Origin of the sequence: Paraburkholderia diazotrophica (genome assembly GCF_900108945.1) — a bacterium.
In the GTDB taxonomy this organism is placed as follows: Bacteria; Pseudomonadota; Gammaproteobacteria; order Burkholderiales; family Burkholderiaceae; genus Paraburkholderia; species Paraburkholderia diazotrophica.
Genome location: NZ_FNYE01000051.1, coordinates 26,917 through 50,292, shown reverse-complemented (window position 1 = coordinate 50,292; position 23,376 = coordinate 26,917). Strand labels below are relative to the sequence as shown.

At 63.5% G+C, this 23,376-nt stretch carries 24 protein-coding genes; 6 read left to right on the top strand and 18 right to left on the bottom strand.

Annotation, left to right across the window (positions count from 1 at the left end; genetic code table 11):
- Positions 1-653 (bottom strand): CoA transferase (locus BMW76_RS35990; protein ID WP_177200596.1); only part of this gene is annotated, 653 nt, incomplete at its 3' end.
- Positions 654-970: 317 nt separating this feature from the next.
- Between BMW76_RS35990 and sucC the strand changes: the two genes are divergently transcribed.
- Both sucC and sucD read left to right on the top strand, forming a co-directional pair.
- Positions 971-2,194: an ADP-forming succinate--CoA ligase subunit beta gene (sucC, locus tag BMW76_RS35985; protein ID WP_090873573.1), complete on the top strand. Its 1,224-nt coding sequence runs from the start codon at positions 971-973 to the stop codon at positions 2,192-2,194.
- Position 2,195: 1 nt separating this feature from the next.
- Positions 2,196-3,068, top strand: coding sequence for a succinate--CoA ligase subunit alpha (gene sucD, locus BMW76_RS35980; protein WP_090873572.1), 873 nt, complete (start codon positions 2,196-2,198; stop codon positions 3,066-3,068).
- An 84-nt stretch (positions 3,069-3,152) separates the two neighbouring features.
- Here sucD and BMW76_RS35975 read toward each other — a convergent pair whose 3' ends face one another.
- The gene (locus BMW76_RS35975) at positions 3,153-3,854 is read right to left on the bottom strand and encodes a GntR family transcriptional regulator (protein WP_407669073.1); all 702 of its coding nucleotides are present in this window, start codon (positions 3,852-3,854) and stop codon (positions 3,153-3,155) included.
- A gap of 3 nt (positions 3,855-3,857) precedes the next feature.
- Positions 3,858-4,073 carry a hypothetical protein gene (locus tag BMW76_RS35970; protein ID WP_090873571.1) on the bottom strand — a complete coding sequence of 72 codons (216 nt, stop codon included), beginning with the start codon at positions 4,071-4,073 and terminating at the stop codon, positions 3,858-3,860.
- Positions 4,074-4,665: 592 nt separating this feature from the next.
- On the opposite strand from BMW76_RS35970, the gene BMW76_RS35965 reads away from it, so the two are divergent.
- Complete coding sequence (locus BMW76_RS35965) at positions 4,666-6,069, top strand: L-lactate MFS transporter (RefSeq protein ID WP_090873570.1); 1,404 nt, start codon at positions 4,666-4,668, stop codon at positions 6,067-6,069.
- Between the two features lie 22 nt (positions 6,070-6,091).
- On the top strand, positions 6,092-6,217 hold the full coding sequence (locus tag BMW76_RS35960; RefSeq protein WP_090873569.1) for an MFS transporter small subunit: 126 nt from the start codon (positions 6,092-6,094) through the stop codon (positions 6,215-6,217).
- Between the two features lie 114 nt (positions 6,218-6,331).
- Here BMW76_RS35960 and BMW76_RS35955 read toward each other — a convergent pair whose 3' ends face one another.
- The 14 genes from BMW76_RS35955 to BMW76_RS35890 form a co-directional block, all read right to left on the bottom strand.
- The gene (locus tag BMW76_RS35955) at positions 6,332-7,093 is read right to left on the bottom strand and encodes an ABC transporter permease (protein WP_090873568.1); all 762 of its coding nucleotides are present in this window, start codon (positions 7,091-7,093) and stop codon (positions 6,332-6,334) included.
- Positions 7,093-8,034 carry an ABC transporter ATP-binding protein gene (locus BMW76_RS35950; protein ID WP_090873567.1) on the bottom strand — a complete coding sequence of 314 codons (942 nt, stop codon included), beginning with the start codon at positions 8,032-8,034 and terminating at the stop codon, positions 7,093-7,095. The genes BMW76_RS35955 and BMW76_RS35950 overlap by 1 nt, the downstream gene beginning before the upstream one ends.
- Positions 8,035-8,119: 85 nt before the next feature.
- Positions 8,120-8,485, bottom strand: coding sequence for a Rieske (2Fe-2S) protein (locus BMW76_RS35945; protein ID WP_177200597.1), 366 nt, complete (start codon positions 8,483-8,485; stop codon positions 8,120-8,122).
- On the bottom strand, positions 8,485-9,390 hold the full coding sequence (locus BMW76_RS35940) for an intradiol ring-cleavage dioxygenase (RefSeq protein WP_090873565.1): 906 nt from the start codon (positions 9,388-9,390) through the stop codon (positions 8,485-8,487). Before BMW76_RS35940 ends, BMW76_RS35945 begins: the two co-directional genes overlap by 1 nt.
- A gap of 7 nt (positions 9,391-9,397) precedes the next feature.
- Positions 9,398-10,492 (bottom strand): branched-chain amino acid ABC transporter permease, encoded by a 1,095-nt coding sequence (locus BMW76_RS35935; protein WP_245763533.1) that lies wholly within the window; start codon positions 10,490-10,492, stop codon positions 9,398-9,400.
- A gap of 10 nt (positions 10,493-10,502) precedes the next feature.
- Positions 10,503-11,366, bottom strand: coding sequence for a branched-chain amino acid ABC transporter permease (locus tag BMW76_RS35930; protein ID WP_090873564.1), 864 nt, complete (start codon positions 11,364-11,366; stop codon positions 10,503-10,505).
- Positions 11,363-12,070, bottom strand: a complete 708-nt coding sequence (locus tag BMW76_RS35925) for an ABC transporter ATP-binding protein (RefSeq protein WP_090873563.1) — start codon at positions 12,068-12,070, stop codon at positions 11,363-11,365. The genes BMW76_RS35930 and BMW76_RS35925 overlap by 4 nt, the downstream gene beginning before the upstream one ends.
- 1 nt (position 12,071) lies before the next feature.
- Complete coding sequence (locus BMW76_RS35920) at positions 12,072-12,794, bottom strand: ABC transporter ATP-binding protein (protein WP_090873562.1); 723 nt, start codon at positions 12,792-12,794, stop codon at positions 12,072-12,074.
- 33 nt (positions 12,795-12,827) lie between these two features.
- Positions 12,828-14,117: an ABC transporter substrate-binding protein gene (locus BMW76_RS35915; protein ID WP_245763532.1), complete on the bottom strand. Its 1,290-nt coding sequence runs from the start codon at positions 14,115-14,117 to the stop codon at positions 12,828-12,830.
- 62 nt (positions 14,118-14,179) lie between these two features.
- Entirely contained in the window at positions 14,180-15,238 is a 1,059-nt protein-coding gene (locus BMW76_RS35910; RefSeq protein WP_090873561.1) for a maleylacetate reductase, read from the bottom strand.
- 23 nt (positions 15,239-15,261) lie between these two features.
- Positions 15,262-16,725, bottom strand: a complete 1,464-nt coding sequence (locus BMW76_RS35905; protein ID WP_090873560.1) for an aldehyde dehydrogenase family protein — start codon at positions 16,723-16,725, stop codon at positions 15,262-15,264.
- Positions 16,726-16,821: 96 nt separating this feature from the next.
- The gene (locus BMW76_RS35900) at positions 16,822-17,817 is read right to left on the bottom strand and encodes a hydroxyquinol 1,2-dioxygenase (protein ID WP_090873559.1); all 996 of its coding nucleotides are present in this window, start codon (positions 17,815-17,817) and stop codon (positions 16,822-16,824) included.
- Positions 17,818-17,849: 32 nt separating this feature from the next.
- Positions 17,850-18,341 (bottom strand): cupin domain-containing protein, encoded by a 492-nt coding sequence (locus BMW76_RS35895; RefSeq protein WP_090873558.1) that lies wholly within the window; start codon positions 18,339-18,341, stop codon positions 17,850-17,852.
- A gap of 170 nt (positions 18,342-18,511) precedes the next feature.
- Entirely contained in the window at positions 18,512-19,477 is a 966-nt protein-coding gene (locus BMW76_RS35890; protein ID WP_090873557.1) for a LysR family transcriptional regulator, read from the bottom strand.
- A gap of 304 nt (positions 19,478-19,781) precedes the next feature.
- Here BMW76_RS35890 and BMW76_RS35885 point away from each other — a divergent pair, with 304 nt between their 5' ends.
- Complete coding sequence (locus BMW76_RS35885) at positions 19,782-20,129, top strand: DUF3564 family protein (RefSeq protein ID WP_090873556.1); 348 nt, start codon at positions 19,782-19,784, stop codon at positions 20,127-20,129.
- A 138-nt stretch (positions 20,130-20,267) separates the two neighbouring features.
- Here BMW76_RS35885 and katE read toward each other — a convergent pair whose 3' ends face one another.
- Positions 20,268-22,376 (bottom strand): catalase HPII, encoded by a 2,109-nt coding sequence (gene katE / locus BMW76_RS35880; protein ID WP_090873578.1) that lies wholly within the window; start codon positions 22,374-22,376, stop codon positions 20,268-20,270.
- A 339-nt stretch (positions 22,377-22,715) separates the two neighbouring features.
- Between katE and BMW76_RS35875 the strand changes: the two genes are divergently transcribed.
- The gene (locus BMW76_RS35875; RefSeq protein WP_090873555.1) at positions 22,716-23,111 is read left to right on the top strand and encodes a hypothetical protein; all 396 of its coding nucleotides are present in this window, start codon (positions 22,716-22,718) and stop codon (positions 23,109-23,111) included.
- The last annotated feature ends 265 nt before the right edge of the window (positions 23,112-23,376 follow it).

The window sequence follows — 23,376 nt, the reverse complement described above, 5'->3', positions numbered from 1 at the left end:
TCGAGGCGCTGCTGGTCGCGCAGCTTCACGCGGCACAGGTTCAGCACGCCGTCCTGCATCGCCGCGAGCACCTTCTGGCCGCGGCCCGTCATCGTCCGTTGATAGAGCGCCGTGACGATGCCCAGCGCCAGATGCAGGCCCGTGCCGCTGTCGCCGATCTGTGCGCCCGTCACCACGGGCGGACCGTCGTCGAAGCCCGTCGTCGACGCCGCGCCGCCCACGCACTGCGCGACGTTCTCGTACACCTTGCAGTCCTCGTACGGCCCCGGACCGAAGCCCTTCACCGACGCGACGATCATCCGCGGATTGAGCTCCTGGATGCGCTCCCACGTGAAGCCCATGCGGTCGAGCGCGCCCGGCGCGAAGTTCTCCACCAGCACGTCGCACTTCTGGATCAGCGCTTCGAGCACGAGCTTGCCTTCGGGATTCTTCGTGTCGATCGTCACCGAGCGCTTGTTGTGGTTGAGCATCGTGAAGTACAGGCTGTCGGCGCCCGGCACGTCACGCAGCTGCTCACGCGTGATGTCGCCCGCGCCGGCACGCTCCACCTTGATCACATCCGCGCCGAACCACGCCAGCAGCTGCGTACACGTCGGCCCCGACTGCACATGCGTGAAATCGAGAATGCGCACACCGTCGAGTGCTTTGCCCATGTTGTCCCCTCCGAGCAATTCGCCTGACTATCTGTTGCAAGTCCGGTTTGGTTCATCTGTGTTCAATACGGTATGTGATATATCAAAACGCCGCAAGCGCTTTCAGCCGCGTAAGGATAATCCCCGAGAAGCACCGTAAGCCTTTAAAAACAAGACTCTTAGCGTGGACAGCGAAACCGGCGCGTATTTCACAAAGGGAAAACCCCGATCAATTTAGTCGCTTGAGAATCTCTGATATATCACATACCATATTTCCACCCTGAGCCGACCGCCACTTTTGCGCCGTCAGGCGCCGAATTCAACCAGCGAGGAGACAGGTGAATATTCACGAATATCAGGCGAAAGAGCTGCTGAAGGGCTACGGCGTCGCCGTGCCGAACGGGCGCGTCGCGTTCACGCCGCAGGAGGCGGAAGACGCGGCACTCGCGCTCGGCGGCGCGGTGTGGGTCGTCAAGTCGCAGATTCACGCCGGCGGGCGCGGCGCGGGCCGCTTCGCGAACGATCCGGGCGGCAAGGGCGGCGTGCGCGTCGTCAAGACGGTCAGCGATGTCGGTTTGCACGCTTCACAGATGCTGTCGCATGTGCTCGTCACGAAGCAGACGGGGCCGGCGGGCCGCGAAGTGAAGCGCGTCTATGTCGAAGAAGGCTGCGCGATCGAACGCGAGCTGTATCTGGGCATGCTGATCGATCGCAGCACGTCGCGCATTACGGTGATGGCGTCGACGGAAGGCGGCATGGAGATCGAAGAAGTGGCCGCGCGCACGCCGGAGAAAATTCTCAAGGTCGCGATCGATCCCGCGACGGGTCTGCAACCGTTTCACGCGCGCCAGATCGCGTTCGGCCTCGGGCTGACGGGCAAGCAAATCAAGTCGGCGACGCAGTTCATCGCCAACGCGTACCGCGCATTTGTCGAGCTGGACGCGTCGATCGTCGAGATCAATCCGCTCGTCGTCACGCAGCAAGGCGATGTGATCGCGCTCGACGCGAAGATCAATTTCGACGACAACGCCCTCTTCCGCCATCCCGCCATCGAGGCGTTGCGCGACGAAGCGGAAGAAGACGCGGCCGAGCTCGAAGCCGCGAAGCACGGCCTCAACTACGTGACGCTCGACGGCAACATCGGCTGCATGGTGAACGGTGCCGGCCTCGCGATGGCGACGATGGACATCATCAAGCTCTATGGCGGCGAGCCGGCGAACTTTCTGGACGTGGGCGGCGGCGCGACCAGAGAGCGCGTCGCGACTGCATTCCGGCTGATTCTGCGCGATCCGAAAGTCGAAGGGATTCTGGTCAACATCTTCGGCGGCATCATGCGCTGCGATGTGATTGCGGAAGGCGTCGTGAGCGCCGCGCGCGAAGTGGATCTGCGTGTGCCGCTTGTCGTGCGGCTCGAAGGCACGAACGTCGAACTCGGCAAGCAGATCCTGCGCGATTCGGGACTGCCCATCGTCTCCGCCGATCATCTCGCCGATGCGGCCAGCAAGGTCGTCGCGGCAGTCAACAACAAGGCCAAGGTGGCTGCAACGTCGGAGGCGAACTGACATGGCCGTTCTGATCGATCGCAATACCAAAGTGATCTGCCAGGGCTTCACGGGATCGCAAGGCACGTTTCACTCCGAGCAGGCGCTCGCCTACGGCACGCAGATGGTGGGCGGCGTCACGCCCGGCAAGGGCGGCGCGACGCATCTTGGACTGCCCGTCTTCGATACCGTCGCCGATGCCGTCGATGCGACGGGCGCAAACGCGTCCGTGATCTACGTGCCGCCGCCGATGGCCGCCGACGCTATTCTCGAAGCCGTCGATGCGGAAATAGCGCTGGTCGTCTGCATTACCGAGGGCATTCCCGTCATCGACATGGTGCGCGTCAAGCGCGCGCTCGCCGGCTCGGCGACGCGCCTGATCGGGCCGAACTGTCCGGGCGTCATCACGCCGGGGCAATGCAAGATCGGCATCATGCCGGGGCACATTCACCGTGCGGGCAAGATCGGCGTCGTGTCGCGCTCGGGCACGCTGACCTATGAAGCCGTCGCGCAGACCACGGCGGCGGGTCTCGGCCAGACGACGTGCATCGGCATTGGCGGCGATCCCGTCAACGGCACGAACTTCATCGACTGCCTGGAAATGTTCCTCGCCGACGACGACACGGAAGGCATCATCATGATCGGCGAAATCGGCGGCTCGGCCGAAGAGGACGCGGCGCAATTCCTCAAGGACGCGCGCACGAACAAGCCGGTGGTGGGCTTCATCGCCGGCACGAGCGCGCCGCCCGGACGGCGGATGGGTCACGCGGGCGCGATCATTTCGGGCGGCAAGGGGACGGCGGGCGCGAAGATCGACGCGATGCGCTCGGCGGGGATTCATGTCGCGCAATCGCCGGCGGCGCTCGGCGAGACGATGCTGCACGCGATGCGCTGACAGTACACGCGGGGCCATGAAAAAGGCCAGCGGACATTCAGGTCCGCTGGCCTTCCGGCTCAACGCATTTCACGAGCGCTCAGTTCAGTCGAGAAAATCGCAATTCGCTTCGACGAACGCCGCAAGCCCCAGCGAGTGATCGCGCACCAGGCGTTCGGCGAGTTCGGTGTCGCGCTTTTCCAGCGCCTCGATGATCCGCAAGTGGTCGACGATCGAGCGCGACGCGCGGTCGCTCTGCGAAATCGTCATCCGGCGAATCGCGCGCACGTGAATGAAGATGTTCTTGATCGTGTCGAGGATGATCCGCGACTTCGACAGCTCGACGATCGCCTGATGGAACGCGATGTTCGCGTTTGAATATTCGGCGATATGTTCGGCGGGCGTCGAATCGCGGAACTGGTCGAACATGCGACGCAGCCGCGCGATCTCTTCGTCCGTCGCGTGCAGTGTCGCGAGACGTGCGGCCATGCTTTCGAGCGCAGCCCACATCTGGATCATCTCGACGATCTCGCGCTTACTCTTGCGCACGATATAGATGCCGCGGCGCGGCACCATGCGCAGAAAACCTTCCTGCTCCAACAGCGTCATCGCCTCGCGCACGGGCGTGCGGCTCACGCCGAGCGTCTCGCTCAGCACGCGCTCGTCGAGACGGATCTCTTCGCGCGACGCGTAAATGTCAGCATCCGCGATCGCCTGACGCAACATTGCGTAGGCCTGGTCGCGGAGGCTGGCGTTGTTGCCGATGGGCTGCAACGCCAGGGGCAGGTTCAGTGCAGGTGTAGCCACAGCTTAGTTCGACGAGCCGACGGCGTTCATCGCCGCTTCGACACGCGCACGGTACGGCGTGGCTTCGCGAACGGCAGCGGCCTCGAGACCGACATAACGGCCGTGCTTCGATGCGAGCTCAGCCACATGTTGCGGCACCCAGCGAGTCATCAGCACGGTTGCGGCCGAACCGAGGCCCACGACAGCGACGGCAAAGAAAGCAAGCGAGACGAAATCCATTTGTTGCTCCGGTCATTGAGTGATTGGATGACTCAATTATATGCTGCGTCGCGACAAAAATCAAGTATCTTGTATGTGATATACCAAATACTGTTGTTCAAAGGCAGCAACAGTTCAAACGTAGCACGGCGACCGCAAACCTAAGCGGATAAAGCTTCGGACGAATACTGTGCTTCGCGCGGCATCGGCAAACTGTACTTGTGGAAGAGCTCTTAAATAAAACGGCGGCGCTTTCAAAAAGCGCACGATCGTCGTTTCATGTGCAATTGCAGCAAGGATCATGTCGGTGCGTCATCTTTTGCATCACCGATGCACGCGACCGCTGCGTCAGCTGTCGGCTGCGGCGTCATGTCGCCTGAAACTGCTGCATCCCGCTCCGCACAACGCTGCCAGCGATTTCTATATGCACTCAATTCTCATATTGCCAACCCGCATCGGGCCGCCTATCGTCTCGCCAATTGCCGAACTCGCCTGACAAGCGGGTAATTGTCAAATATGTTGCAGGCCAGCATATCCGTTTGAACAGGTGCCGCTCCAGTTTCGGCAATTGCAACCGATAACTACGTACGTTCAGCCTGATCGGAGACCGACCATGAGCAGCATTACTGAGCCCGGCGGCAACGCCCGCTCGCCGTCCTTCTTTTCAAAGCAGGCAACGATCGCCCAACCTGGCTTTTCCCGCTGGATGGTGCCGCCTGCCGCCCTCGCCGTGCATCTGTGTATCGGCCAGGCCTATGCGTTCTCCGTGTTCAACGGACCGCTGACCAAGGTGATCGGCATCAGCCAGTCCGCGCCCGACGACTGGTCGCTGACCACGCTCGGCTGGATCTTCTCGCTCGCGATCGTGTTTCTCGGCCTGTCGGCGGCGTTCGCCGGCAAGTGGCTCGAAAAAGTCGGCCCGCGCCGCACGATGTTTACAGCCGCGTGCTGCTTCGGCGGCGGCTTCATCGTGTCGGCGATCGGCGTGTGGACACACCAGATCGTGCTGCTCTATCTCGGCTATGGCGTGATCGGCGGGATCGGGCTGGGGCTCGGGTATGTGTCGCCCGTCTCGACGCTGATCCGCTGGTTCCCCGACCGCCGCGGCATGGCGACGGGCATGGCGATCATGGGCTTCGGCGGCGGCGCGATGATCGCCGCGCCGCTCTCCGTCGCGCTGATGAACCACTTCAAGAGCGCAACGAGCATCGGCGTGGCGGAAACGTTCGTCGTGCTCGGCATCGCGTACTTCATCTCGATGTCGATCGGCGCGCTCGCGATCCGCATTCCGCGCGCCGACTGGAAGCCGGCCGGCTGGACCCCGCCCGTCGAGACGAAGCAGAAGATGATCACGCGCAATCACGTGCACATCGATCAGGCGCTGAAGACGCCCCAGTTCTATCTGATCTGGCTGGTGCTGTTCCTGAACGTGACGGCGGGCATCGGCATTCTGGGCCAGGCGTCGGTGATGATTCAGGAAAGCTTCAAGAACACGGTGAGCGCCGCTGCCGCCGCGGGCTTCGTCGGTCTGCTATCGCTCTTCAACATGGGCGGCCGCTTCGTTTGGGCATCGGCATCGGATTACGTGGGCCGCAAGAATACCTACTACATCTTCTTCGCGCTGGGCGCCGTGCTGTACTGGCTCGTGCCGACGTTCGCATCGGCGGGCAACATCGCCTTCTTCGTGCTGTGCTACTGCGTGATCCTGTCGATGTACGGCGGCGGCTTCTCGACGGTGCCCGCGTATCTCGCGGATATGTTCGGCACGGCGTTCGTCGGCGGCATTCACGGACGTCTGCTGACGGCATGGGCGGCCGCGGGCGTCGCGGGCCCAGTGCTCGTCAACTACATCCGCGCGTATCAGGTGGCGAACGGCGTCGCGAAAGCGGATGCGTACACGATGACGGTCCACATCATGACCGTGCTGCTCGTGATCGGCTTCATCTGCAATCTGCTCGTCAAGCACGTGCACGAGAAGCATCACATGACGGAAGCGCAACTCGCGGCCGGCAACTGAAACCAGACAACGGAGAACCGCAATGTCGACGCAAACCGCTCATCCGACGAACAAAGGGCTGCTCGTCGTGTTCTGGCTGTACGTGCTGATTCCGCTGACGTGGGGCGTGGTGAACACACTGCTGCAGGCGATCAAGCTGTTCAGCTAGACTCTCAAGCTGATCGCACCTGCAACGCAGGTCGAAAAGAAAAGCCGGGCATTGCGCAAGCAATGCCCGGCTTTTTTAACGCCTGCGCATCGCGCGCCGGCGGCATTCATCGCACTACGACTTCAGCCGATAGCCCGTTTTGAAGATCCAAGCGATCACGGCAAGAAAGACGCACAGAAAGATCGCCGTCATGCCGAGGCTGATGCCGACGCTCACATCCGCGAGCCCGTAGAAACTCCAGCGGAAGCCGCTTATCAGATAGACAATCGGGTTCAGCAGCGTCACGACTTTCCATCCGGGCGGCAGCATCGAGACCGAATAGAAGCTGCCGCCGAGGAAAGTCAGCGGCGTGATGATGAGCAGCGGCACGAGTTGCAGTTTCTCGAAGTTGTCGGCCCAGATGCCGATGATGAACCCGAGCAGACTGAACGTGACGGCCGTCAGCACGAGAAAGAGAACCATCCAGAACGGATGCTGGACCTGCAGCGGCACGAAGAGGCCCGCCGTCGCGAGAATGATCAGGCCGAGCACGATCGACTTGGTCGCGGCCGCGCCCACGTAGCTGATGACGATCTCCACATACGATACGGGCGCCGACAGCAGTTCGTAAATCGTGCCCGTAAAGCGCGGGAAATAGATGCCGAACGACGCATTCGAAATGCTCTGCGACAGCAGCGACAACATGATGAGCCCCGGCACGATGAACGAGCCGTAGCTGATGCCCTCCACTTCGCGGATGCGCGAGCCGATCGCCGAGCCGAACACGATGAAATAGAGCGAAGTGGAAATGACGGGCGCGATAACGCTCTGCATCAGCGTGCGCCCCGTGCGGGCCATTTCGAAGCGATAGATAGCGCGGATAGCATGGAGGTTCATCACGCGTTCTCCTCCTGTTTGCGGTGCACGAGACTCACGAAGATGTCTTCGAGCGAGCTTTGTGTCGTGTGCAGGTCCTTGAAGCGGATGCCTGCTTCGCTGAGATCGTTGAGCAGCGCGACGAGGCTGTTGCTCTTCTCGCGCTCGGCGTCGTAGGTATAAATGAGCTCGCTGTTGTCGTTCGCGAGGTCCAGCCCGTACTCCGCAAGCGCGGCCGGCACGCTTGTGAGCGGCGCTTCGAGTTGCAGCGTCAGCTGCTTCTTGCCGAGCTTGCGCATCAGCTCGGCTTTCTCTTCGACGAGCATGATCTGCCCGCCGTTGATCACGCCGATGCGGTCGGCCATCTCTTCGGCTTCGTCGATATAGTGCGTGGTCAGGATGATCGTCACGCCGCTCGCGCTCAACGATCTGACGAGCTTCCACATGTCGCGGCGCAGTTCGACGTCGACGCCCGCCGTCGGTTCGTCGAGAAACAGCACGCGCGGCTCGTGCGACAGCGCCTTCGCGATCAGCACGCGCCGCTTCATGCCGCCCGACAGTTGAATGATGCGGCTGTTGCGCTTTTCCCAGAGCGAGAGATCGCGCAAGACCTTTTCGACGTAGGCCGGGTTCTTCGGCTTGCCGAACAGGCCCCGGCTGAACGAGACGGTTGCCCAGACGGTTTCGAACGCATCCGTGGTCAGCTCTTGCGGCACGAGGCCGATCAGCGAACGCGCGGCGCGATAGTCGCTGCGGATATCGTGACCGTCGACCGTCACGCTGCCTTCGCTCGCATTGACGATCCCGCAGATGATGCTGATGAGCGTGGTCTTGCCCGCGCCGTTCGGCCCGAGCAGTGCAAAGATTTCGCCTTTGCGAATGGAGAGGTCGATACGCTTGAGGGCCTGAAAACCCGATGCGTACGTCTTGGATAGATTCGAAACCGAGATGATGGGTTGCATACACGCGACGATAGCAGATGCCGCTGCGAAACGCCGCTACTCTGCCCAATCTGCCGCTCTTGCGCGGTCAATCGACGTCGAATTGTCAAACACCGTCGCTGTCGTCCGCATCTTCCTCGACGACCATGCGCGCTTCGATGCGCACGGGCACGCGCGTCAACGCGGCACCGAGACACGGCCCGTCGACGCACACGCCGTCCTCGAAGCGAAACATCGCGCTGTGATGCGCGCACATCAGGTGCTCGGCTTCGTATGTCCAGAACGTGTCGGCTTCGTAGTTCAGCGGTATCGAGAAATGCGGGCACACGTTGCGATATGCCCATACGTCGTCGCCGCGCCGCAGCACGACGATCGCGGGCCTACCCGCCCGTTCGTCGGCGCCGCCGCATGCGATTTCCTTGCCGCCGCCATCGGGAATGTCATCGAGCGGACACAACACCGTGGCCGTCATCATCGCGCCGCTTCCTGCGAGCGCACGAGCACGAAATCGCGCTGCACGTCGAAGAACGGGCACGGCAAGTCCCACTCTTTAGCATCGGCCGCGCTTTCATTCTTCACATACTCGACGACCAGCGATGCCTTCACGCCGAACACCGCATCCGATTCGACGTAACGATCATCGGAGCTGAAGAGCGCCGTCGTGACGGTCTCATAGCCCGGCGCCTGGATCAGGAAGTGCACGTGCGCGGGCCGCATCGGATGACGGCCGACGGCGAGCAGCATCTGCCCGACGGGGCCATCCGTCGGAATCGGATACGGGGTCGGCTTGATCGAACGGAACGCGTATTCGCCGTTCGGTCCCGAGCGGAAACGACCGCGCAGATTGCTCTCCGGCTGGTCCGGGTCCTGGCCTTCGTACATGCCGTTGTTGGCCGTCTCCCATACTTCGATCAGCGCGTCCGGCACGGGTCTGCCCGACTCGTCGATGAGCCGCCCGCGAAACAGCGCCGGCTCGCCTTCCGTGCGCGCGATGTTCGCACCGTAAGCTTCGTCGTGCGCGCCTTCGCGGTAGAACGGACCGAGCAGACTGTTCTCCGTCGCCGCCGACTCCGTCACGTCCTGCTTGCGATGAATCGCATCGAGCATGATCGACAGGCCCAGCGTGTCCGACAGCAGAATGAACTCCTGGCGAATGCCGTCGCACTTCTTGCCCGTGCGCGTGAGGAAGTCGATGCCGCGCCGCCATTCGTCGCCCGTCAGCTGCACCTCTTCGGCGAACGCGTGCACATGCCGGATCAGCGCCGACATGATTTCCTTCAGGCGCGCATCGCCGCAACCGGAAAGCGTTGCGAGCACCGTTTCGGTGACGGGATGAAGCGCGCGATCAGCCGCGCGCTGAGTGGTTGTCTCGCTCATGATGTCCTCACGCTCGATGGGCGTTGGTCGATTGCGGATCGAGCGCCTGCGCGATCTCATCCGCCTGTGGTTGCTGACGCGGCGCGGCGGCATCGCGGAACACGACGCGCCGCCCGACGGGAAAGAGCTGCAGATGCAGGCGCTGCGACACGTAGCCCCACAATCCCTGCGGAAAACATATCGTCACGACGATGGCCAGCGCGCCGAGACCGATCAGATACCAGGTGCCATAGTCCGACAAAAACTTGTTCAGCACAAAGAAAATCAGCGCGCCGACAATCGGCCCTTCGAGCGTGCCGAGCCCGCCGATCAGCACGATGAAGATGCCGAACGCCGTCCAGTTGACGGAGAACGCCGCATCCGGTGAGATGCGCAGATTGCCGACGAAGTACAGTCCGCCCGCGAGCGCCGCGCCGCACGCGGACGCCAGATAGACGATGAGCCGCGCGCGCTTCACATCGACGCCCTGGCTGCTCGCCGCCACCGCGTTGTCGCGCATCGCCGTCAGCGCGAGGCCCGCACGCGAACGCAGGAACAGATACAGCAGACCGATCGCCGCCGCGACGATCGCAAGCGCGAGCCACAGCGTCAACGATTCGCGCAGCGCGCGCGGAATGCCGCGCAACGCAATGAGGCTCGTGCCCGAGCCGCCGCCCAGCGCGCTGATGTTTGCAAACGTGAGCCTGAACACTTCTGCGATCACCCACGTGCCGATCGCGAAGTAGCCGCCTTCGAGACGAAACGCGATCATCGACACGGGCACGGCGGCCAGCGTCGCGATCAGCGCACCGAGCGGCACGGCGAGAAACGGCGACACGCCACAGTAGTTCGACAGCACGAGCATCGCGTAGCCGCCCAGCCCGAAGAACGCCTGCTGCCCGATCGACACCATGCCGCCATAGCCCGCGAGCAGATTCCACATCATCGCGAACACCAGATACGCGGCGAGCTGCACGAAATCGTGCAACGCTTCGCGCCCCGCCCACCACGGCGCGCTCGCGGCCGCGACGGCGAATGCGAGCAACGCGAACAGCGTGACCTTGCTCGCGCGCGTCGCGCGATGGACTTCGAACGCGCGCGCCTGATTCGGATGCATCGTCATGACAACCCTCTCATGCCGTTTTCGGCAACAGGCCTTGCGGCCGCACGACCAGCACGCACAGGAACACGATATGGCCGAACCAGATGCCCCAGCCCGGATCGAAATAGACGCCGATCTGCTGCGCGATGCCGAGCGCCATGCCGCCCGCGAACGTGCCCCAGAACGATCCCATGCCGCCGATGATCACGGCCTCGAACGCGAACAGCAGCAACGCAGGACCATCCGTCGGCGAGACGGCCGTGCGCATCGAATAGAGCGCCGCCGCCACCGCGATCAGCACGAACGCGATGCCCATCGCGAGCGCGTAAGTGCGCCGGTACGACACGCCCATCAGCTGAACGATCTCGCGGTCGTCGGAGGTTGCGCGAAAGGCGCGGCCAAGCGGCGTGCGTCCGAACAGCCACTGCATCGCGAACGCGAGCGCCACTGTCGCGCCGAGCGTCACGAGGGGCAGATAGCCGGCCGTGATGCCCGCGAACGTCACGCTCTGCGCTTCGAAGCTGCCCGTCGCGATCGAGCGCGGATCGGCGGAGAACAGCTGCTGCAGCACGTTCTGAATGACGATCGATAGCCCGAACGTGACGATCAGCGAAGGCAGCGGATCGCGGCTGCTCACGCGGTTGAGCACCGTGTACTGCACCGCGTATCCCGCGCCGAATGCAATGACGAGCAACAGGACGAGCGACAGCGCAAGCGGCACATGGAGCAGGCTCGTCAGCGCGAACAGCACGAACACGAGCAGCACGATGAAGTCGCCGTGCGCCGTATTCGTGAGCCGCATCACGCCGAACACGAGCGACTGCCCCATCGCGAACAGACCATACAGCGCGCCGAGCAGCACGCCTTGCACGACGATATTGGCGAGCGTATTCATGCGGCCACTCCGAAGTAGGCTTGCGTGATCGCTTCGTCCGAGACATCGGCGGACACGCCCGAGAGCGACACGCGCCCTTCCTGAAAGCAATAGAAACGCGACGACACGCGCCGCGCGAGCTGCACGTCCTGCTCGACGACGATCGCGCTCATGCCGTTCGACACGATGTCCGGCAGCGCCGCATAGATCTCGCGGACGATCACGGGCGCGAGCCCCAGCGACAGCTCATCGCACATCAGCAGATCGGGATTGCTCATCAGCGCGCGGCCGATCGCGACCATCTGCTGCTGTCCGCCCGACAGCGCCGTGGCCGCATGATGCCGCCGCTCGCGCAACGCCGGAAAGAGTTTGTAGACGGCATCGAGATTCCAGCGTCCGGGCCGCCCGCTATACGCGCCGAGCAGCAGGTTCTCCTCGACGGAAAGACTCGCGAAGAGCCTGCGCCCTTCGGGCACGAGCGCGATGCCCTTGCCGACGATGCTCGCCGCCGGCGTGCCGCCGATCGCTTCGCCGCGATAGACGATCTGCTCGCGCTTCGCTTTCGTCAGCCCCGCGAGCGCTTTCAGGAACGTCGATTTGCCCGCGCCGTTCGAGCCGATCAGCGCGACGATTTCGCCGGGCTGCACGTCGATGTCGACGCCGAACAGTGCCTGAAAATCGCCGTAGAACGCCGTGAGCCCATGCGTTTCCAGTAGTGCCGCCATGTCACGCCTCCAGTCCGAGATACACGCGCCGCACTTCGGGGTCGTCCATCACGGCAGCGGGCTGACCCTCGGCCAGCTTGCGGCCGAAGTTGATGACGAGCAGCCGGTCGGCCACCGCGAGCAGCGCATGCACGACATGCTCGATCCACACGATGGTCACGCCGTGCTCCTTCACGCGGCGGATCTCGTCGACGAGTTCGTGCGTCTCGCCCTGCGTCAAGCCGCCCGCGATTTCGTCGAGCAGCAGCAATTGCGGCTGCGTCGCGAGCGCGCGAGCGAGTTCGAGCCGCTTGCGGTCGAGCAGAGCGAGCGTGCCCGCTAGCTGGTTTGCGCGACGCTTCAGGCCCGTGCGCTCCAGCACGTCGACGCACACGTCGCAGGCCGCGCGCTCGTCCAGTTCGCCGCCGAACCGCGCGCCGACCAGCAGGTTCTCGAACACCGTCATGCCGCCGAACGGACGCGGCACCTGATACGAACGGCCGATGCCTACCGCGCAGCGCCGATGCGGCGCGAGATGCCCAACGTCGGCGCCGTCGAACTCGACCGTGCCCTCATCGGGCTTCGCATCGCCGCTGACGAGATTGAACAGCGTCGTCTTGCCCGCGCCGTTCGGCCCGAGAATGCCGTACGTCTCGCCGCGCCCGACTTCGAAGCTGATCGCATCCGTCACCGTCAGCGCGCCATAGCGCTTCGATACGTTCGTGAGTCTGAGCAATGCGCTCATCGCGACTCTCCTCGTGATGCCGCTTGCGCGCTGTCACGCGATCAGCCTGAGCGGCCCGCTGACGGGCACGGCAGGCGCAAGCTGGTTGTTGACGATGGCGAGATCGAAGCGGTGCTTCTGCCCCTTCACCCATTGCCCGCCGACGAGCGGCGTCTTCGCGACGTTCTTCACGGGCCCGTTGCCCCACTCCACGTGACCGACGAGCGTGTCGAGCTTCGTCGACGCCACCGCATCGCGGATCGCTTCGTTCGAGTCGATGTCTTTCGCGCGCCTGAACGAATCGATGGCGATTTCAAAGAGCGCGTGTGCGAAGCCGATCGGCTGCGTCCATTGCTTCGACGTGACGCGTTCGTATTCGTCGGCGACCTGGCGCGCATTCTGCCCCGTCAGCGACGATCTGAACGGATGCGACGGCGACCACCACACTTCCGTCGACAGCCCTTCGCCGAGATCGCCGAGCGCTTCGATCGATGTCGGAAAGAGCAGCGCCTTGCCGATTGAAATGACCTTGGGCTTCAAACCCTGCTGACGCGCCTGCACGAGAAAGTTCTTCGCGTCGGGCGGAATCACGACACCCGTCACGATCTGCGCATTCGACTGCCTGAACGCGGAAATCTGCGCGGAGAAGTCCTGCGTCATGCTCTGAAAGCGCCCCGGGTCTTTCAACGCGAAGCCCTTTTGCGCGAGCACGGGCGGAAAGCCGAGCTTCGCATCGCCCCATGCGTTGCCGTCGCCGTCGTTCGGAAAGAGGCCGCCGACGCTCCTGTTCGTCTGCACCGACTGCCACATGCCCGTATACACGGCGATCACGTCTTCGAGGCCCCAGAAGAAGTGATACGTATAGCTGAAGCCCTTCTTCGGATCGCCCTTGCGTCCGAAGAACCACGGCTGCCACGGCACGACCGTCGACACGCACGGCGTCTCGTTCAGCTCGCACGCGTCGCTGACGGGGTTCGCCGTTTCGGGCGTGCCCGAGACCAGCATGATGTCGACCTTGTCCTTCAGGATCAGATCGTTCGCCACTTCGCTCGCGCGATTCGGATTCGACTGGCTGTCCTTCACGACGATCGACACGGGGTACGTCTTGCCGGCTATCGACACGCCGTTCTTCAGCGCGCCCTGCATCTGCTGGATCGTGAAGCGGTCGGCCTCGCCGAACGGCGCGAGCGGCCCCGTCTGCGGCGACACATAGCCGATCTTCAGCGTGCGCGTGCCCGTCGCGAACACGAGCGGCGAGAACATCGGCGCCGCAGCGGCCAGCGCGCCGCCTGCCGCGAGGCTCATGAAGCGGCGCCTTCGTCCGTCGATGAGATCTCCATCCATTGCTGTCTCCTGCTTTTATAGCTGTGCGTATCGCTGTGTGTATCGTTCTACGTATTGCCGCGCTATCCGGGCCTGCGCCCTTCGAATGCATCGCGCAGCAACGCGCGAAGCGGCTCGCGTTCCACCGGGCGCGGATTCCAGTAGGGACTCGTCAACGCGAGTTCCAGCGCGACGTCGATATCCGCCTCCTTCAGGCCGATGTCCTTCAGCGCAGTCGGCGCGCCGTGATCGCGCGCGAGATCGAATACGGCTTGCGCGGCATCGTTCGCGTGCAGTGCACGCGCGATCCGCTGCATCGCGTGAGGCGCCGCGTCGCGGTTGTACGCGAGCGCGTGCGGCAAGACGATCGTGTGCGTCTCCGCGTGCGGCAGGTTGAACGTGCCGCCGAGCGTATGGCACAGCTTGTGATGCAACGACATGCCGACGCTGCCCAGCACCGCGCCACACAACCATGCGCCATAGAGGCACGCAGCGCGCGCATTGAGATCGTCCGGCTTGCCGATCACACCCGGCAGCCCATCGCCCAACGCGCGGATGCCCTCTTCCGCCATCAGGCTTGTGATGGGATTCGCGTCTTGCGCATAGAGACCCTCGGCGGCGTGCGCAATTGCGTTGATGCCGCTCGTCAGCGAAAGCGCGGACGGCAGCGATACGGTCAGCGACGGATCGTAGATCACCGTCTTCGGCAACACGCGTATATCGCGGCCCGTCTTCTTGACGCCGCCGTCCGTGAGGCCGTAGATCGGCGTCATCTCCGAACCGGCATAGGTGGTCGGAATCGCGATGATGGGCAGCGCCGTTTCGAGCGCGATCGCCTTGCCGAGGCCCGTCGTCGAGCCGCCGCCGATCGCGATCGCGCAATCGGCGCCGAGCCGCGCCGCAACATCGCGTGCGGCGCGCGCCGTTTCGACGGGCACGTGCATCACGGCTTCCGCGTACACGCCCGCTGCGCGCGGGCCGATGCGCGCGGCAAGCTGCTCGGCCTGCGCGCGCTGTTGCGGCGTCGCGAGCACGAGCGCGCGTTGCGCGCCGAGCAGTTCGATCTCGCGATCCAGTTGATCCAGGCTGCCCACGCCGAACACGACGCGCGAAGGCAAGCCCTGATAGACGAACGGTTCCATGGCGTGTGCGTGCAAGTGCACTTTTAGCGCGGGAAATAAGGGGGAATCTGCGCATCCACGTTGACCCACACCGACTTGGCCTGCGTGTATTCGCGCATCGCTTCGAAGCCCATCTCGCGTCCATAACCGCTCGCGCCGACGCCGCCGAACGGCGAGCCCGGGCTCACGCGCTTGTAGCAGTTGACCCACACCATGCCGCTGTGAATCTCGCGCGCGACCCGATGCGCGCGTTGCAGGTCGCGCGTCCACAGGCCCGCGCCGAGGCCGTATTCGGTGCCGTTCGCAATCGCGAGCGCTTCTTCGTCGGTGCGGAACGTCGTCACCGTCATGAATGGGCCGAACACTTCTTCCTGCGAGACGCGGTCAGTCGGCTTCGCTTCGACGATGGTCGGCTCGACATAGCAGCCGTTCGCGAGCGCCGCATTGTCCGGCGACTTGCCGCCCGACAGAACACGGCCGCCCTGCTCGCGCGCGACGTCCACATACGACAGCACGCGATCGCGATGCTGGCGCGACGTGAGCGGGCCCATTTCCGTCGACGGATCGAGCGGATCGCCGATGCGGATCGAGCGGGCAAGCGCGACAAATTTTTCGAGCACTTCATCCGCGACCGATTCGTGCACGATCATTCGCGACGCAGCGATGCACGCCTGGCCCTGGTTGTGGAAGATGCCGAACGCCGAGCCCTGCACGACGGCATCGACATTCGCGTCGCCGAACACGATGTTGGCGCCCTTGCCGCCCAGTTCGAGCTGCACTTTCTTCAGATTGCCGCTCGACGCCTGCACGATCTTGCGTCCCACGGCCGTCGAGCCCGTGAACGCGACCTTGCCGATCTCCGGATGCTCCGCGATGTATTGGCCCGCCACGTGCCCGAGCCCCGGCAGGATGTTGACGACGCCTGCAGGAAAGCCCACTTCGGCCATCAGCTCCGCGATTGCGAGACTCGACAGCGGCGTGAGTTCAGCGGGCTTCATGATCACGCAGTTGCCGGCGGCGAGCGCGGGCGCCATCTTCCAGCTCGTGAACATCAGCGGGAAATTCCACGGCACCACCTGTCCGACGATGCCGACGGGCTCGCGCGTCAGGTAGTTCAGAAAGCCCTGCTCGACGGGAATCACGGAGCCCTCGAACTTGTCGGCCATGCCGCCGAAATAGCGGAACGTGGCGGCCGTGCGCGGCACGTCGAGATAGCGGGTGTCGCGGATCGGATGGCCGGTGTCGATCGATTCGAGATGCGCGAGCCTGTCGGCGTTCGCTTCGATCGCATCGGCGAGCTTCAGCAGCAGACGGCCGCGCTCGGCAGCCGCGAGGTTGCTCCACTTCGGAAACGCCGCTTTCGCCGCGGCCACTGCGCGATCGATGTCGGCATGGTTCGCCATCGACACGTCGGCGATCACGGAGTTGTCGTGAGGGTTGAGCGTCGCGAGGGTTTCGCCGCTGAGCGATGGTACGAAGCGGCCGTCGATGAAGAGTTGCGTTTGCATGTGAGTCCTGCTCGATGAGACGTTTGGGCGTGAGCGTCCCCGCGGCGCCAGTTGTCCGGCGCCGTCCGCTGCATGATCGGGGACAGTCGGAGGTGCTTAGAACTGGATCGGGTAAGGCGGCAGTTCGCCGCTCTCATACCGCTTCGGCAGATCGGGCGTCGCGTTCTCCCACACGAGCAGCATCGAACGCTTCTGCGAATAGCCCTTGTGACGGATGTCGGCGGGCATCGCGGCGATGTCGCCGGCGTTCATCGTGATGCGCGCGCGCGGCTCGCCCGTGTCCTTGTCGGCCACGTCCCAGACGATCTGATCCGACAGTTGCAGGAACCACTCGACGCGATCGTTGCCATGAAACACGGGCAGCACGAATTCTTCCGTAGTCGGGCAGAAGAGGCTCTGCTTGCACACCGACGTGACGGACGGATTCCACGTGACATCCGAACGCGACAGGTACTTGAAGAGATTGAACGCGTGCAGTTCCTTTTCGAAGCCCGGCGCGGCGTGAATCTCGGGCTCATCCTGCACGACGTCGGCGAACTGGCGGTTGATGGGGAAGTCGTCGCGCAGCGGCGAATCGCCTTCGAGTCCGGGCATACGCTTCGTCGCGATGCGGGTGCGCTCGATCGCGGCCACGTTGTCGCCATGCTTCGTGCCGAATGCGGAACCCGTTTCTTCCGGTGCCGCGAACGGATCGAAGCCTTCGTTGACCCAATCCTTCAGGATCGCCTTGAACGTCGCCATGATGACGGGCGTGTCGAACTGCTGCGTATGATCGACGCCTGCCTCGCGGAAGCTCGCGTTATAGGCGCCCGCATACATGTCGACCTTGCCGTAGTGATTGCGCGTGCCGATCACTTCATCGAAGTTCACCCAGCCGTAGAAGAAGCCCCACGCGACGTCGCGCATCATCGCGCGCAGGAAGTCGTCGGCGTGCATCTGATGCGAGCGCTGCTGGCCTTTCGCGGGCCACTTGAGGGTGACGAAATACGCGTCGCGCGAGAACTCGAAATCGCCGAGCTTGAACGTGCGATAACCCGTGACGGCATCCGGCTCGCTCGCGCAAATGTTTTGCAGTGTGTTGACGTTGCTCATGACCTGCTCCAGAAAGAGAATGTGCGCGAAGGTTATTGAATGCAGATGTCCTGCCATTTCTCGACCGAGTAGCTGCCGAGAATGGTCTGTACGAGCAGCACGCCCTTTCCTGCCGTTTCGAAACGATATGCAGCGCCTGCGGGCAGCAGCGCCTGATGGCCGCGGCGCAGCCTCACGAAGCCCATGCTCTTGCCGGACGGCGTGCCTTCGAGGCGCACGCTGCCTTCCGTCTCTGCATCGACGAGGGGACCGTCCGAAGGCTTGATGAAGTGCACGTCGATCTCGCCGTCCATCACGACGCAGAACTCGTCGTGCGAGGCCGTGAACCACGGCGACGTGCCTTCTGCGCGCAGCGTCTCGATCACGTACTTGAGGTTCTTGCCGACGACGATCTTCTCGTACGGCGCGGCGCGGCTCGCGACTTCGAACACGTTCGACATCGCATAGTGTTCGGGCTTGCCCTTGATGATTTCGATCGAGCCTTTACGGTAGCTGTCGAGACTCGCCAACCAGGTCTGCTGCATGATTGCCTCCTTGGATCTCCGTTGATCTTCGACACGTCGTGCGTGTTTCCATGGACGCAAGAGTAAGTGCCGGAAAGCGCAACGGCAATGATCCGAGGTTCGGCAAATCAGAACGCCGGGTGCGGGCAATGGACCCCAGGGGAAGTACCTGGGGCACCCTGGAGCATCCGCTATTGGTCGGCCAGTTCTTCGCCGACGCTCTTCATGTCGTCGTCATCGGGGACGATGCCGAGCGCCCTGTCCCATTGCGGCTCGCGCAGATAGCGGGCGCGCAGGAAGTCGACGAACGCCTTCACCTTCGCGGTCGAGCGATGCGACGCGGGGTATACGGCCGACAGCCACAACGGCGGCGCTGCATAGTCGGGCAGCACGCGTTCGAGCCGGCGCTCGAGCAGATCGACGGCCGCGACCATCGTCGGCAGATAGACGACGCCCGCGCCGGCGCGCGCGAACTCCAGCAGCAGATGCACGCTATTGGTCTTGAGCACCGGATTCAGCGCGATCTCGAAGCATTCGTTGCCCTTCATCAGCGGCCACTTGTCGCCCCACGGATAGTACGAGTAGCGCGCGAAGTCGTGCCGCAGCAGATCGAGCGGCGTCTCGATCACGGGCTCTTCCTTCAGGTAGCCGGGCGCCGCGCACAGCACGCCGCGCACGGGAAAGAGCCTTCTTTCGACGAGCAGGTTCGAGGCGGGCGGATAGATCTGCAACGCGAGATCGAAGCCTTCCTGCACGGGGTCGATCACGCGGTCGTTGACGGTCACGACGAACTCGATGCGCGGATGCTTCTCGCGAAACTCGATCAGCGCCTGCGAGAAATGCCCGAGCGCGAAGCCGGGCAGAACGTGGACATTGAGCGTACCCGCGAGCGACTCGTGCTGCTCGATCGAGCGGCCTGACAGGTCGTGGACCTTGTTGACGAGTTCGGCGCACTCGCGATAGTACGTCTCGCCGACCTCCGACAGACGCACGGCGCGCGTCGAGCGATGAAAGAGCGGCACGCCGAAGTGCTCTTCGAGCTGCTTCACGCGCGAAGTGACGACGGATTTCGCCACGCCGAGCTGGCGCGCGGCGCTCGCGAAACTCTGGGCTTCGGCGGCCCGCACGAACGCCTCCATCGACATGAAAAGATCCATGCTGTCTCCTGACCTTATGGGCGGACCGTCGCTCCATTGCTGCGATACACGACGGACCGCCCTTTCTGATAGCCCAAGTGTACGTTTTTTTGCGCAACGAATCGCCCGAGGTGCCCGGTTCAAGGCGCCGCGTAAAAACGATCACCGCGCTTGCACTTTGTACAGATGCGGCGGCGCGCGCCATTCTGCGCACCGGGCCGCGCTGCCTTGCTGCGGCGCAATCGCGTGCGTCGCGTGCGTCGCGTGCGTATTGGAACAGGCGTTGCTTGAAACGGCGAAAGCCATTGGCTTGACGGGAGGCTACATGCGTCTGTCGATCCTGATCAATACGTCCGATCCCACCGTCAATCACGACTACGCGGTGTTGTGGCTCGACACGCTCAGCCACGCATGGACGTCGCACGATCGTCGCGGCGTCGAATTGCCGTCGTCGGGCGAGATGCGCGAGGACGGGCACATCGTCTCGTTGTGCGCGCGCGGCGCCGACGAGCCGCTCGTGACGCTGTACGGCGTGCGCGTCGACCGGCACGGCAACATGACGTCGGCGCAAGGTCAGGCGACGTGGATCTCACACTCGCGCACCGATCCCGTCGCGGGCTTCTGGCGCTTGCAGGCCGTCGAGCGCGAGGATTCGCGCGCGACGCGACGCTAGCACTCGCGCGCGTGTGCTTTGTTTGCCGCATACGAATGCGGTCGAATGCGGTCGACTGAAAATCGAAGCGCCGTTGCTGCAACAGTCACAGCAACGGCGCTTTACTTCGAACGCACGCTCAACACGCGCTGATGTCCATCAAGCCGGCACCGACTCCGCCAACTTTCTGCGCGACCACACACGATGCTGGCCGACAGCATCGATGAACGGCTTCAACACCGCATCGACGTCATCGCCCGTCGACACGCCATCGGCGTTGTCGGGCAGATGCGCGGCGTTCAGCAGTTCCTTGCCCGCGCCGAGCGCCGCAATCGCCTTCAGATGCCGGAACGCTTCGAGCACGAAGTGGCGCGCATCGCCCGATTGCACGAGTGTCTTCGCGCCCTGCTCGCCGCCGCAGATCACGACGCCATCGAACATGACCGACGGCATGCCGGCGATCGTCGCATCGGGGTTCATATCGTCGATTGCGGCAAGCGTCGGCGCGACGAGCAGCGGCGTCGCGCCTTGCGCCTTCAACGTGGACTGCACGCTCCTGATGGCCGCGCCGTCGCTGCCCGGCGCGGCGACCACGGCGATCTTGCGCGTCTTGACGCCGGGCTTCACGCGATTGAGCAGGCTCAACGCAGGCGAAGGCGTCTGCTTGCCGGCCGCACGCGAGCCCTTGGCCGGCTTCGGCAGGCCGAGACCTTCCGCCACCGTCGCCGCGAGATCCGCATCGAAGTTCGCGAGAATTTCGTTGACGACGCGCGCGCGAATCTCGGGCTTCGTCACCTTGCCGAGTTCGAACTGGTACGCGAGCGCGATATGTTCTTTCTCGACATCGCTCATGCTTTGATAGAAGAGCGCCGCCTGCGAGAAGTGATCGGCGAACGACTCGCTGCGCACGCGGATCTTCGTGCCTTCCATCGGCTCGGGAAAGCTCTCGAAGCCGCCGTCGGCTATGGACGGCTTCGTTTCGACGGGCCAATCGTCGTTCAGCGAGTTCGGCTGATACGACGCCTGTCCGACGTTGATCGTCTGTCGATGCATGCCGTCGCGCTGGTTGTTCACGTTCGGGCTGACGGGACGGTTGATCGGAATCTCGTGGAAGTTCGGGCCGCCGAGACGGCTGATCTGCGTATCGGTGTACGAGAAGAGGCGCCCTTGCAGCAGAGGGTCGTTCGTGAAATCGATGCCCGGCACGATATGGCCCGGATGAAACGCGACCTGCTCGGTTTCGGCGAAGAAGTTGTCCGGGTTCCGGTTCAGCGTCATCTTGCCGATGATCTTCACGGGTACGATTTCCTCGGGCACGATCTTGGTCGGATCGAGCAGATCGAAGCCGAACGAATCCTGGTCCTTCTCTTCGATGATCTGCACGCCGAGTTCGAACTCCGGATAATCGCCGCGCGCGATCGCTTCCCATAGATCGCGCCGGTGAAAGTCCGGGTCCTTGCCCGCGAGCTTTTGCGCTTCGTCCCACAGCAGCGAATACGAGCCGAGCACAGGGCGCCAGTGCAACTTCACGAGACGCATCACGCCCTTCGCGTTGACAAAGCGGAACGTATGGACGCCGAAGCCTTCCATCGTCCGCAAGCTGCGCGGAATCGCGCGATCGGACATCGTCCACAGCACCATGTGCGTGGACTCGGGCACGAGCGACACGAAGTCCCAGAACGTGTCGTGCGCCGATCCGCCCGTCGGCATTTCATTCGGCGCTTCCGGCTTCACCGCGTGCACGAAGTCGGGAAACTTGATCGCATCCTGAATGAAGAACACGGGCATGTTGTTGCCGACCAGATCGTAGACGCCTTCCGACGTATAGAACTTCGTTGCGAAGCCACGCACGTCGCGCACGGTATCGGCGGAACCGCGCGGCCCCTGCACCGTGGAAAAGCGCACATACACGGGCGTTTGCACAGACGGGTCCTGTAAAAAGGCCGCTTTCGTGTATTCCGCCATCGACTCGTAGACCTGAAACACGCCATGCGCCGCCGAACCTCGTGCGTGCACGATCCGCTCCGGAATCCGCTCGTGATCGAAGTGCGTGATTTTTTCACGCATGATGAAATCTTCGAGCAGCGACGGACCACGTGCGCCCGCGCGCAAGGTGTTCTGGTTATCCGCGATCTTGACGCCCTGGTTCGTGCGCAGCGCCTCGTTTTGCGGCCGCGCGCGCGAACGTTCGAGCTCCTGCGATTTCAGGTCTGCCGCCGGCCCCGAGGGCTGTCCGTTGCGCGGCTTGCTCGTGGACTTGCTTGTCATCGGTTTGACTCCTTGCATGAGTGAATTGCGCGCGACGGCTCGGCGCGCGCGCATCAACTATTCACTTTCGCAAGCGATGTTCCTGAAAGCCTTGGGCCCTTCGGTGGTTTTTCGCTGGCCCTTTCCTTGTCCCTTTTGCCGGGCATTTTGTCGGCTATTCATTGGGCCTTTCGTTTCATTGGGCCTTTCGTTTGATCTTTCGTCGATGACGCCGCGTGCATATGGCACGCAATGCACGCACGTGCAACGGCACTGCGCGGCACAGGGTTTGCGCAATAAAAGTACGGGCGGGTCGACAGCACCGACTCGGAATCATCAATCCAACCTCTGGAGGTTACGATGAAAAGCACGACGAAGAAGGTACTTGCTACTGCCCTGATCATGGCTCTATCCGGCGGCGTGTATGCGCAGACAGGCGCTGGCGGTAACGGAACCGCAGGCGCAGGCGGCGCGGCCGGCAATGGCGTCGGCGCGGGCGACGGCAACACGGGCGGCGCAGGCGGCGTCGCATCCCCTGGCGCGGACGTCAACCGCATGCCGCGCGGCACCACCAACGACAGCGGCTACGGCTCGCCAGGCGTAACGGGCACGGGCGGCGGCATGGGCACGGGCACGGGCGCATCGCCGCAAGACTCGGGCATGAACCGTTCGTACAACGGCTCGCAGAGCAACGGCACGATGTCCCAGCCGGACACGATGCAGCAGCCGGGCACCGGCTCGCAGGGCAGCCAGTAACAGCTATCGGCACGCGATCCACACTCGATGGATCGTACAGGCGCCCCGACGTCATCGCGATGTCGGGGCGCTTCGTTTGCAGCGTTGTCTCTCGCCGGTGCCTCTCCGCTACCTCGCTGGATCATCGTGTGCGGCAAAGCGCGCTACGATGCAGTCGCACCCATCGCGCTAGTGCGCCGATGCCGACGCGCACGCCCTTCGCTCAAGCGAGCCTCGCTTTCCGGTAGACGATGCGAAACAATGCGGAAACAACGCGGAGACAACC

What these genes read in the sequence shown, in the direction of transcription:
- BMW76_RS35960 (WP_090873569.1), top strand. Translation starts at nt 6,092, where the DNA reads ATGTCGACGCAAACCGCTCATCCGACGAACAAAGGGCTGCTCGTCGTG.
- BMW76_RS35905 (WP_090873560.1), bottom strand. Translation starts at nt 16,725, where the DNA reads ATGCAAACGCAACTCTTCATCGACGGCCGCTTCGTACCATCGCTCAGC.
- BMW76_RS35875 (WP_090873555.1), top strand. Translation starts at nt 22,716, where the DNA reads ATGAAAAGCACGACGAAGAAGGTACTTGCTACTGCCCTGATCATGGCT.
- BMW76_RS35965 (WP_090873570.1), top strand. Translation starts at nt 4,666, where the DNA reads ATGAGCAGCATTACTGAGCCCGGCGGCAACGCCCGCTCGCCGTCCTTC.
- BMW76_RS35930 (WP_090873564.1), bottom strand. Translation starts at nt 11,366, where the DNA reads ATGAATACGCTCGCCAATATCGTCGTGCAAGGCGTGCTGCTCGGCGCG.
- BMW76_RS35915 (WP_245763532.1), bottom strand. Translation starts at nt 14,117, where the DNA reads ATGGATGGAGATCTCATCGACGGACGAAGGCGCCGCTTCATGAGCCTC.
- BMW76_RS35940 (WP_090873565.1), bottom strand. Translation starts at nt 9,390, where the DNA reads ATGAGCGAGACAACCACTCAGCGCGCGGCTGATCGCGCGCTTCATCCC.
- katE (WP_090873578.1), bottom strand. Translation starts at nt 22,376, where the DNA reads ATGACAAGCAAGTCCACGAGCAAGCCGCGCAACGGACAGCCCTCGGGG.
- BMW76_RS35885 (WP_090873556.1), top strand. Translation starts at nt 19,782, where the DNA reads ATGCGTCTGTCGATCCTGATCAATACGTCCGATCCCACCGTCAATCAC.
- BMW76_RS35900 (WP_090873559.1), bottom strand. Translation starts at nt 17,817, where the DNA reads ATGAGCAACGTCAACACACTGCAAAACATTTGCGCGAGCGAGCCGGAT.
- BMW76_RS35950 (WP_090873567.1), bottom strand. Translation starts at nt 8,034, where the DNA reads ATGCAACCCATCATCTCGGTTTCGAATCTATCCAAGACGTACGCATCG.
- BMW76_RS35895 (WP_090873558.1), bottom strand. Translation starts at nt 18,341, where the DNA reads ATGCAGCAGACCTGGTTGGCGAGTCTCGACAGCTACCGTAAAGGCTCG.
- BMW76_RS35970 (WP_090873571.1), bottom strand. Translation starts at nt 4,073, where the DNA reads ATGGATTTCGTCTCGCTTGCTTTCTTTGCCGTCGCTGTCGTGGGCCTC.
- BMW76_RS35945 (WP_177200597.1), bottom strand. Translation starts at nt 8,485, where the DNA reads ATGACGGCCACGGTGTTGTGTCCGCTCGATGACATTCCCGATGGCGGC.
- BMW76_RS35935 (WP_245763533.1), bottom strand. Translation starts at nt 10,492, where the DNA reads ATGACGATGCATCCGAATCAGGCGCGCGCGTTCGAAGTCCATCGCGCG.
- BMW76_RS35955 (WP_090873568.1), bottom strand. Translation starts at nt 7,093, where the DNA reads ATGAACCTCCATGCTATCCGCGCTATCTATCGCTTCGAAATGGCCCGC.
- BMW76_RS35920 (WP_090873562.1), bottom strand. Translation starts at nt 12,794, where the DNA reads ATGAGCGCATTGCTCAGACTCACGAACGTATCGAAGCGCTATGGCGCG.
- BMW76_RS35925 (WP_090873563.1), bottom strand. Translation starts at nt 12,070, where the DNA reads ATGGCGGCACTACTGGAAACGCATGGGCTCACGGCGTTCTACGGCGAT.
- sucD (WP_090873572.1), top strand. Translation starts at nt 2,196, where the DNA reads ATGGCCGTTCTGATCGATCGCAATACCAAAGTGATCTGCCAGGGCTTC.
- BMW76_RS35890 (WP_090873557.1), bottom strand. Translation starts at nt 19,477, where the DNA reads ATGGATCTTTTCATGTCGATGGAGGCGTTCGTGCGGGCCGCCGAAGCC.
- BMW76_RS35910 (WP_090873561.1), bottom strand. Translation starts at nt 15,238, where the DNA reads ATGGAACCGTTCGTCTATCAGGGCTTGCCTTCGCGCGTCGTGTTCGGC.